Here is a 10,180-nt window from a genome sequence, read left to right as displayed (position 1 = left end):
GACGGCGTCCCGACCGATGATTGTCTCTTCGATCCGTCCGGGGAGGGGATCGTACTACTCGAATACCTCGCCTGGAGTGTGACAGCCGCAGCTGTGGCAGGCGTGATCGTCATCGGCATCCAAATGGCCTTGCAGTTGCGCCGCGGCGAGATGGGTGAGGGAGCCACTCACTTCCGAGGGCTCGCCATCATTCTGGGTTGCTGCATTCTCGCCGTCACCGCGGGGCCGCTCGTCGACTTCGTGATCGAGCCCTACCTCCTGCCTTAGTGGCACTTGAACATTTGACTGTTATGACACTGGAGACCCCCATGAAAGACACTCTGCTTGCCCTCTCCGCCAAGGGCTGGGACTACCTGGCCACCAGCGAAGTCCCCCAGCCGGAGCCGAAGGCCCCCGGAGAGCTGGCCGACGCGGTCAACACCGTGCTGGGAATAGCGAGTTGGGCCGGCACGGCAGCTGGTGTGGCGGGTGTCCTGATCACCGGAGTCATGATGGCTGTGTCCGTCAAACGCGGAGAGGGCTCTGAGCATATGAGCCGCTTGGGCATGGTATTGGGAGGCTGTATCCTCATCGCCGCCGCCGGCCCCGTCGTCACATTCTTCTTCCAGGAGAACTGACCGACGGTAAGAGAGAGCACCGGCATGTTCCGCTCGATACGGAAACGGAAGCCCGTCGAGGGGCCCTTCTACAAGCAGCGCGGATGGATTCACTCGGCCGGCTTTCTCGGCTTTTTCGTGGTCATGTCGTTGGTGGCCCTGTCGACCGGCGCCACCATCGACAGTTCATCCAGCGAAACGGCAACCGCGGCCGAGAGCCGGGAAACGCTGTCCGGGCTGAGCGGGCCGCTGTCCCCCGGCGATCCGCAAAAAGCCAGGGGCGGCCCGGAAGGCCGGCCGGCGAACTGCCGCACCGACGACCGGAACACGTCGCGACCGACCACCACACCGGCGGATCTGCGGTGGCGAAAGCTCACCACCGTCATGGTCCCCACCTCGCTGTCGGCCGGACCGCTGCACACAGACAGCTCTGTCTGGTGGTGCTTCGCGCACACGCCCACGGGCGCGGTACTGGCGGCGCACGTCATACCCCTCCAGTTGAGCGGCAGCGCGTGGCGCGCCGTCGCGGAGCAGCAACTCGTGCCCGGAGAGGCGCGCGACAGGTTCGTCATCGGGAAGGTCGAGGCCGGTGAGACGGATCCCGCGGAAAACACCTTCGGGCGATTCGCGGGCTTTTCCCTGACGTCCTACACGGCCGACTCGGCGACCGTGCGCCTGCTTCTCGTCAACCCCGTGGGTGGCTACCTGTCGACGTCGGTGTCCGTGCGTTGGCGGGACGGCGACTGGAAGGTGGCTCCTCAGAACGAAGGGTCGCCCTACTCATCAACAACACGGCAGGCGAGGCCTGACGGCTTCGCCGCGTGGGGAGTGTGACATGGAGACCACGGACTGCGGCGGCGGCATCGACTTCCTGGAGCTTCTGTTCGGCGACACCGTCGGCGAGATCCTCAGGATGTTCGCCCAGATCGCGATGGAAGGCGCGTTCGCGATCTTCCAAGCCGTCGGCGACATCGGTTCTCACGAAAAGGGTACGTCGGATGTGATCAACCGGCAGACGCAGTGGATCGTCGTGTATCTGGCGGTTGGTTCGATCCTCTTCGCCGCGGTCAAGATGGCCCTGGACAGACGCGGTGAGGCGGGCCAGACAGCACTGAAGGGCGTCCTGCGGATCACCTTGGTCAACACGGCCGCGACCTCCGTGATCATCACGTTCGCCACCCTCATGGACAGGTACTCCAGTTACCTGTTCACGGGCGCCCTCGAAAACCTGATGAACGGCATCGAATGCGGTGGAGACATCTCGGCGATGCTGTTGCTGATCATCGCCTGCCTCCTCATCATCTCCGGTGTCATCCACGCGCTCCTGATGTGGATCCGGCTCGGGGTGATGATCATTCTGATGGGCACGCTCCCCGTGGCCGCCGCCGCCTCGATGACGGACTGGGGCGCCACCTGGTGGCGCAAGCACATCGGGTGGCTGGTCGCCTGGCTGCTGTACAAGCCCACGGTCAGTCTCGTGCTCTATTCGGGGTCCGTGATGGTCAACGCGAAAGGCGTCTCGCAGGTCAATACACAGATCGCGGGAATGGGAGTGCTTCTCCTCTCGGCCATCTCTCTGCCGGCACTGATGCGAGTGATCGTTCCGGCGACGGAGGCCCTCGGCGGCGACTCGGCCGGGCAAGCCACCATGGGCGTCGCCGGCGGCATCGCCTCCGGAGCGAAGTCGCTCGGCGGAGGGGCCATCAATCTCGCGGCCGCTGCTCTGTCCGGATCGCAGTCGCCGTCGGGTGCGAGCAGTAACAGCGCCTCGGGAGCGGCGAGTCAGGGCGGTGGCGGCTCCTCTACAGGCGGCGGTTCCTCGTCAGGCGGCGGCAGTTCCCCGTCGGGCGGAGGCGGCTCCTCGTCGGGCATCGGGGCTGCCGCCGCGAAGGCAGCCCCGATCGCCGGGGCTGCGGCGTCCACGGCGTCCAAGGTCGCCAAGGGAATGGCGAATGTCATCGCCAGCGGAGTGGAGGGCGCCAACAGGAACCCGGACCGCTGACCTGAGCCGGCCGGCGTTCAGCGGCGTTCCTCCCTCCCACCCTCCGGCCGCGCTCCAATCGGGCCCGGACCATGAATCACCCCTCGTCGGCCCCCGATCAACTCAACGAAAGCGAAGCAGGTACCCCCATGTCCACCGAAGCTGGCGTCGTCCATCCCACGTACGGGAACTGGCGCAGGCCCAGACGGCCCGGGCTGGGGCCGCTCGGCCTCATCGGCACCATCGGGGTGTTCGGCGGGATCGTCGTCGACCTCTTCCTGTCGCTGATCTCGCTACAGGCCACCCTGGTCGCCCTCGTCATGCAGGTTTTGTTTCTCCTGCCGCTGGCCGCCCGCACGCAGGACGGGCGCAACGTCTATCAGCTCACCGCCCTGCGCCTCAGCTGGTTCCAGCGCAAGGCCAAGGGATCTGCCACCTACGTGTCGGGGCCGCTGTCCTCGCGGCCGGGAGGCCGGTTCCGTCCGCCGGGACTGCTGAGCCGGGTCAAGGTCGAGGAAGGCAGGGACGCCTACGACCAGCCGTTCGGCGTGCTGCACCACAGCAGCCGGAACCTCTACACCATCGTGCTCGGCTGCGAGCCCGACGGCGGTTCCCTGGTCGACCCCGACCAGGTGGACACCTGGGTGGCGTCCTGGGGCCACTGGCTGGCCCGGCTGTCCGCCGAACCAGGCCTGCGCGGCGCCTCGGTGGTGGTCGAGACCGCCCCGGACACGGGCAACAGGCTGGCCAACGAGCTGCTGCCCCGTATCCACCCGGACGCCCCGCCGGCGGCGCGGGCGGTCATGGAGGAAGTGGTACAGCGATACCCGATGGCGTCCTCGGAGATGCACACCTACATCGCGCTGACCTACGGGTCACCCAACGGTCAGAAGCGCAAGAGCGAAGACATCATCACGGAGCTCGCCATCCGCATTCCCGGCCTGTTGTCCGGACTGGTGGGTGCCGGGGCCGGACCCGCTGCCCCGCTGTCGGCGGAGCGCATCGCCGAAGTCGTGCGGGTGGCCTACGACCCGGCCGTCGCGGGAGACGTCATGGACGCCCGCGCACAGTACGGCGGCACCGGTCTGGACTGGGACGACGCCGGTCCCGCGGCGACTGTGGAGAAGGCCGGCTCCTACCACCACGACTCCGGGGTGTCCCGGACCTGGATGCTCACCCTGGCCCCACGGGGCACGGTCCGTGCCAACGTGCTGCGCGGCCTGTTGGAGGCCGCTCCGGGGACCCGCCGCAAGCGCGTCGCGCTGCTGTACCGCCCCATCGATCCTGCGACCTCGGCGCGCATCGTCGAGGCCGACAGGCGGGCGGCACAGTTCATGGCCACCTCGAAGCGCGGCATGGTGCAGGCGCGTGCCGCCAACGAGGTGCACGCCGCCGAGCAGACGGCCGTGGAGGAGGCGACCGGCGCCGGCCTGGTGGAGTTCTCACTGATGGTCACGGTCACGGTCGACACCGACGCCGAACTGGACGACGCGAACACCTCGGTACGCAACCAACTGGCCGGAGCCCGGCTGTTGATGCGTCCGGCCGACCGTATGCAGGCTGCGGCGTTCAGCTGCACGCTGCCGGCCGGGATCCTGCCGTGGGAGTACACGCTGGTGCCGCGCGAGCTGAAGGAAGCACTGTGACGACAAGAAGAACGACCGGGAGCGGCACCAAGAAGCGACCCGCCAGGCCGCCCCGGGAACCGTTGGTGCCTCCGCGCGGCTGGCCCGGCCCCGGCGGCGGCCAGGTGGCCAACATGGATCCGCCGACGATGTGGCGGGCCACGACCGTACAGGCGTGCGGCCTGTGGCCGTTCGCGGCGGGCTCGGGCGCGCCGATGAGCGGTGTCCCCCTGGGCCAGCACCTGTTCACCGGAGCCACCGTCTGCGGCGACCCGCTGTCGTGGTTCACCCGCGCCCACTACATCTCCAACCCCTCGCTGTTCATGCTCGGCATGCCGGGCCTGGGCAAGTCCACCCTGATCAACCGCATGCTCATCGGACTGGCCGCCACGGGTGTGGTGCCGCTGGTGCTGGGCGACCTCAAGCCCGACTACGCCGACACCGTGCGCGCGCTGGGCGGGCAGGTCCTGCCCATCGGGCGCGGGGTGGGCGGCATCAACGTCTTGGACCCCGGGGCCATGGGCGCCGCCGCCCGGCGCATCGGCGGCGAGGCCGGCCGGGTGCTGATCGCCGAGACCCACGGCCGTGTCCTCAACATGGTCGCCGCACTCGTCACCATCGTGCGCGACCGTCCCGTGGACGACCACGAACAGTCGGTGCTCTCCGCAGCACTGCACCATCTGCGCGAGCGCACCCAGACCGGCCGCCAGCCGCTGCTGCCCGACCTGCTGCGGGTCATCACCGAAGGCCCGGACCGGGTAAGGGCGGTGACCCTGGACCGCGGGGACGATTCCCGCTACCGCGCCGCAGTGGACCCGCTGCACCGCTCACTGCTGGGCATCCTGGACGGGCCACTCGGCGACACGTTCGCCTCCGAGACATCCACCCGCATCGACCTGGACGCCCCGGCGGTATGCGTGGACATCTCCCGGATCGGTGAGGCGGACACCCAGCTCACCGCGGCGGCCATGCTGGCCACCTGGTCCGACGGCCTGGGCACCGTGGCCGCCTCGCACGCCCTGGCGGACGCGGGCCTGCGGCCCCGGCGCTGGTTCTTCACCGTGCTCGACGAGCTGTGGCGCCCGCTGCGCGCGGCCTCGGGCATCGTGGACCGCATCGACGCCCTGACCCGGCTCAACCGCAGCCTCGGCCTGGGCGACGCCAAGATCACACACACGCTCAAGGACGCCGAGTCGCTGGGTTCCGAAACCGACCGGGTCAAGGCACGCGGTTTTGTCGAACGTGCCGGCATGGTGGTGTGCGCGGGGCTGCCGCGCCAGGAGATGGAGGAACTGGGCCAGATCGTGGGTCTTTCCCGCCGGGAGATCGAACTGGTCTCCTCCTGGTCCTCGCCCCCGGGCTGGGCCGGCGGCGGCACCCGCGAGGAACCGCCCGGTCGTGGCCGTTTCCTGATCAAGGTAGGCGGCCGGCCCGGCATCCCGATCCAGGTCGCCATCACCGACACCGAACGGCGACTGCACGACACCAACAAACGCTGGGCGCAGAACGAGCCCGTCATCGAGCAGGCGTCCGCGCACGACCTCTCCAAGCCGTCGGACGCGGGAAGGACGTGGCCCGCGTGAACGCGAACGCGTCCAAGGGAAAGAATTACGGCAGCGAGCTGGCGCCCTGGGCCATCGTCCTGGTGGCGTCCGCGTGCCTGGTGCTTTTCGGGGGCGTGTGGCTCGGCGGCACGCTGGGCGCCGCGCTGACCGGTGCGGGCCGGCAGTTTCCGCCGTTCTCCCTGGCCACGTTCGCCACCCTGGTCACCGACGGCCCGTCGGAACTCTGGCCGGGCGCCTCACCGGCCGCAGTGGTCACCGGTATCGCCCTGGTCTTCGGCTCGGCCGTCGCCGCCGGTGTGCTGGTCGTAAGACGGGTGATGCGGTACGTCTCCCGGCCCAAGGGACTGGCCGGAAACCGTGAGCTGGCCGCCATGTCCCCGGACGGTATCGCGGAGCGCGCCCGCGAACTGCGCCCCTCGCTCAAGGGCCGGCAGCATCTGCACCCCGACGAGACGGGCAACCTGCTCGGTGATCTCGATCCCAACGGCCCCGAACTGCGCTCCTCCTACGAGGACGTGGAACTGGACCTGATGGCCCCGCGTGCCGGCAAGTCCACCGGCATCGCCGTCCCGCGGGTGCTGCGCGCCCAGGGCGCGGTGCTGCTGACGTCCAACAAGTCCGACGTTTACTCCGTCACCCGTGCCGAACGCGAGAAGGCCGGTCGGGTGTGGACGTTCGACCCGCAGGGCATCGCCCACACCCCGCGCGAGATGTGGTGGGACATTCTCTCCGACTGCCACACCATCGAGGGCGCGCGCCGTCTGGCCGGACACTTCGTCGCCTCCGTCAACGACGACCAGTCGAAGAAAGACTTCTGGATATCCGCCGCTCAGAACACTCTCACCTCCCTGTTCCTGGCCGCCGCACGTGGCCGGGCCTCCGTGCTCGACCTGCTGGCCTGGCTCGCCGACCCCGCCGACCGCACGCCGATCGACCTGCTGCGGGATGTCGACATGATCGCCATGGCCGAGCAGTTGCAGGGCACGGTCAGAGGCGCGGTGGAAACGCGCGACGGTATCTACGAGACCGCCCGCCAGTGCGTGGCCTGCCTGCTCGACCCGGAGATCGTGGCCTGGGTCACGCCCGATCCCGCGCTTCCGCAGTTCAAGCCGCACGAGCACGTACTGGCCCGGGACACTCTTTATCTGCTGTCGAAGGACGGCGGCGGCTCGGCCGCGGGCGTGATCGCGGGACTCGCCGATGCGACGATGCGCGCGGGCGTGGTCGCCGCCGAGCGCATGGGCGGGCGCCTCGACCCTCCGATGACCGCTGTCCTGGACGAGGCGGCCAACGTCTGCCGCATCTCCGACCTGCCCGACCTGTACAGCCACTTCGGCTCGCGCGGCATCAACGTCGTGACCCTGCTGCAGAGTTACCGCCAGGGCAGCCGCGTATGGGGCGAGGCGGGCATGGACGCCCTGTGGAGCGCGGCCACGATCAAGCTGCTCGGCGCCGGCCTCGACGACGCCGACTTCGTGGAGAAGGTCTCCAAGCTCGTCGGCAACCAGGACGTACGCACAGCCTCCTGGTCCAAGAGCAAGGACGGCACCTCCCGCTCGTACTCCTACCGGCTGGACCCGGTCCTGCCCGCTGACCGCATACGCGCTCTGCCCAAGGGCACCGCCCTGTTGCTGGCCACCGGTGTGCGGCCCGCGCTGATCCGTCTGCGCCCCTGGTACAAGGAGCCCAACGCGGGCGCCATCTCGGCGGCGGCCAAAGCCGAGACGGCCGCCATCACCGAGCGGGCCGCCCGCTCCTGGGCCGGCGCCTCCGCCCCCGCTGTAGAAGACGACGCGAGCAGGTGGGAAAGAGGCGCGGTGCCCCTGCGCAAGCCATGACCGGGCAAGGTCTCAGGGCCTGCGCGCCAGCGTCATCGCGCGCAGCATCCACTCGACCGGCCCGTACCGGACGTGCCGGGACAGCCAGCCTCCGAGAGCCAGTTGCGCCGCGTACAGGGCGAGGCAGCCGGCCAGCAACACGGCGGTGCCGAAGCGGCCGTACCAGGCCAGTCCGTAACCGGTGAAGAGCAGCGCCATCACCAGGGACTGCGTGAGGTAGTGGGTCACGGCCAGGCGGCCGGCCCCGGCCAGGACGCCGGCGATCCGGTCACCGGGCCGTGTGCGCAGCAGGAGCAGCAGCCCGCACACGTACGCGGCCGTCAGTGCGGGGGCGGTCAGCACACCGACAGCGGAGCCGACGTGGTACCAGCGCTCGTCCAGCGGCCAGTTGCGGCACAGCGCCATGAAGACACTCCCGGCCAGTCCGACGGGCAGAGCGCAAACGACGATCTGCCCCATCCACGAGCGCCACCGGGTGGTGTCGGCGAGGAGCCCGCGCCGGCCTGCGGCCAGTCCGACCAGGAAGGCCGCCAGCATGTCGGCGCTGTAGAGGATGTTCCAACCGAGCCCGTCGCGCAGCCGGCGCAGGTTGGCCTGGACAACGGAGACGGCGTCGCCCCGGTAGGCCGTCGCCGTCTCGTGCAGCGCCGCCGTACCGTCCTGCGGTCGCATCGGCTCCGACAGGGCGACCGTGAGCAGCCCCCAGGTCAGCAGGCACGCCGCGGTGCCGATGATGAGCCAGGACGCAACTCGTACGGCGGTGCGCGGCGTCATGTTCCTGGCCGCGAACAGGACGAGGCTCAGCACCGCGTAAATCATCAGGACATCGCCGGGGAAGAGAAGGACGCCGTGCGCGAGTCCCAGGAGGAACAGGCCGGTCAGTCGGCGCAGATGCCGGGGAGCGAAGGGTGCTCCCGCACGCTCGGCGGCAGCTCTCTGGAGCGTGAAGCTGTATCCGAACAGGAAGGAGAAGAGCAGGTAGAACTTGGCGCTGACCAGGGCCGTGACCAGCCAGCCGGCCACCTCGTCCACCCACTCCACGGACAGCTCACCACCCGGACCCATGTGGGGTCCGGCCATGGCCTGGACATTGACCAGGAGAATGCCCAGCAGGGCGAATCCGCGCAGAGCGTCGATGTCTCGTACACGGTCGTGTTTCGGAAGAGTCTCGGTGCCACGGAAAGTCTGGGTACGGCGTGGGGAACGCACAACGGGCCTCCGGGACCGACGCGGGGCGGGGCGAACAGTGATTCCGCACCCGATCATCGATCGCTGGTTCTTTCACCACGGGAGCCCAACACGAGAAAAGGAAACCCTCGACCAGCGCGATCGGCTCGCTGAGCGGGGGTGACCACTCACGCCGGCGTACGGCGCGAGTACGGCGCCTTGCCGTGTCGGTCCCACTCAGCCCGCGCGTCGCCTCGACTCCGGCTCGGGGGCTGCCAGGGGTGCGGCGGCCTCCGGCGAGAGGTCGAACCCCTCGGGCAGGGGAAGCAGAGCGGCGGGCAGGGGCGAAACGGGGAGTCGCAGTGCACGGCTGACTGTCGACGGGGCCTCCTGCGGCGAATCCTCCGCCGTGCCCGTCCCGGGACGCCGCCGCTTCAGCAGACCGTGCGGAGCTATACGACGAGCCGGATTCCGTTCAGGCATGTGCGCTCTCTCCCTGGACTTGTCAGATGCAAGGAACCGGCCGGACGCCGGATCTGGTTCGAGGAGCACAACGGCCTTCACACCCAAACGGTTCAGAAAGCCGGCCATCCGCTCCTCCACCATGTGAGGACGTCCGTGCCCTGAAGTGCGGCGACGTGTAGCGCGGTCGGTGGTCCTCGGGCACCACGTGGCAGAACAGTCCCGAGAAGATCGTGCGCCGCATCGCCGTCAGACATCGACCGTCCGTCCCCGGCCGGGTGGGGAGGGCGGCGCTGCGGCCGGATCCCGGGTCACGACGCCTGCGGGCATCTGTTGAACCAGCCGGTTAGGGTGCCCGCGCAGGAGTAGGTCCAACTCGCCGACCAGTGGCGGAGGCGGTGGCGGTGGCGGTGGCGGCCCATGCCGCAAGGACCGGTTGGAGCCGCCGGCCTCAGGGCAGATCGCAAGGCGGTCAACTCCTTCCAGGAGCGGTTCCGCGGAGCCACCGTGGGCCGGCTCGGCGGCACCCCGGTCCCGGCGCTGGATGACCTCATCGCCGACGACGCCGGTACGGACGCGGAGAGCGCGGGCGGCTAAGGAGCATCCCTCGGGCCTGTGGGCGGCGGCACGCTTGCGGCTGGAGGCGGCGGACGAGCGCGGCACGGGTCGAGCTCATTCCGTACGAGCTGCAGGTGCCCGTCTCGCTGCGGGACGCGTGCGGGGCCGGGGAATCTGGACGCCGAGTGCGAAACGGTGGCAGCCGGAGAGTGATCTGCCACCGCACTTCGAGGACAACCGCGACGGGCTCCAGCTGAGCGCCCGCTTCCCCTCACCCGCCACCGGTGGTCGTACGAACACTGACGATCACCCGCGCGAACTCCGCGACCACCGGCTGGACTCTGCTCCCGTTGCGCTGCCGACCGCCAGACATCTTCGCCCATCACCC

9 protein-coding genes are annotated in these 10,180 nt (G+C 69.4%); 8 read left to right on the top strand and 1 reads right to left on the bottom strand.

The annotated features are described in order from the left end of the window. From P3L51_RS32760 to P3L51_RS32730, 7 genes are all read left to right on the top strand, one after another. The coding region (locus P3L51_RS32760; protein ID WP_354608978.1) for a hypothetical protein at positions 1-267 on the top strand (267 nt) is incomplete at its 5' end. A 41-nt stretch (positions 268-308) separates the two neighbouring features. After that, positions 309-617 carry a hypothetical protein gene (locus P3L51_RS32755; protein ID WP_354608977.1) on the top strand — a complete coding sequence of 103 codons (309 nt, stop codon included), beginning with the start codon at positions 309-311 and terminating at the stop codon, positions 615-617. A gap of 24 nt (positions 618-641) precedes the next feature. Beyond that, positions 642-1,430, top strand: a complete 789-nt coding sequence (locus P3L51_RS32750; RefSeq protein ID WP_354608976.1) for a DUF8175 domain-containg protein — start codon at positions 642-644, stop codon at positions 1,428-1,430. Position 1,431: 1 nt separating this feature from the next. Beyond that, on the top strand, positions 1,432-2,598 hold the full coding sequence (locus P3L51_RS32745) for a hypothetical protein (protein ID WP_354608975.1): 1,167 nt from the start codon (positions 1,432-1,434) through the stop codon (positions 2,596-2,598). 128 nt (positions 2,599-2,726) lie between these two features. Next, the gene (locus tag P3L51_RS32740) at positions 2,727-4,223 is read left to right on the top strand and encodes an SCO6880 family protein (RefSeq protein ID WP_354608974.1); all 1,497 of its coding nucleotides are present in this window, start codon (positions 2,727-2,729) and stop codon (positions 4,221-4,223) included. Between the two features lie 128 nt (positions 4,224-4,351). Then, complete coding sequence (locus P3L51_RS32735; RefSeq protein WP_435594578.1) at positions 4,352-5,785, top strand: putative type IV secretion/conjugal transfer ATPase; 1,434 nt, start codon at positions 4,352-4,354, stop codon at positions 5,783-5,785. Then, positions 5,782-7,605, top strand: a complete 1,824-nt coding sequence (locus P3L51_RS32730) for a type IV secretory system conjugative DNA transfer family protein (RefSeq protein ID WP_354608973.1) — start codon at positions 5,782-5,784, stop codon at positions 7,603-7,605. The genes P3L51_RS32735 and P3L51_RS32730 overlap by 4 nt, the downstream gene beginning before the upstream one ends. A 12-nt stretch (positions 7,606-7,617) precedes the next feature. Here P3L51_RS32730 and P3L51_RS32725 read toward each other — a convergent pair whose 3' ends face one another. After that, on the bottom strand, positions 7,618-8,685 hold the full coding sequence (locus P3L51_RS32725) for a DUF418 domain-containing protein (protein WP_354608972.1): 1,068 nt from the start codon (positions 8,683-8,685) through the stop codon (positions 7,618-7,620). A 969-nt stretch (positions 8,686-9,654) separates the two neighbouring features. Here P3L51_RS32725 and P3L51_RS32720 point away from each other — a divergent pair. Then, on the top strand, positions 9,655-9,831 hold the full coding sequence (locus tag P3L51_RS32720) for a hypothetical protein (protein WP_354608971.1): 177 nt from the start codon (positions 9,655-9,657) through the stop codon (positions 9,829-9,831). Positions 9,832-10,180 lie beyond the last annotated feature (349 nt).

Source organism: Streptomyces panacea, assembly GCF_040560175.1.
Classification (GTDB): domain Bacteria; phylum Actinomycetota; class Actinomycetes; order Streptomycetales; family Streptomycetaceae; genus Streptomyces; species Streptomyces panacea.
Note: the sequence above shows the minus strand (reverse complement) of the source record. Positions and strands in the feature narration are given on the sequence as shown.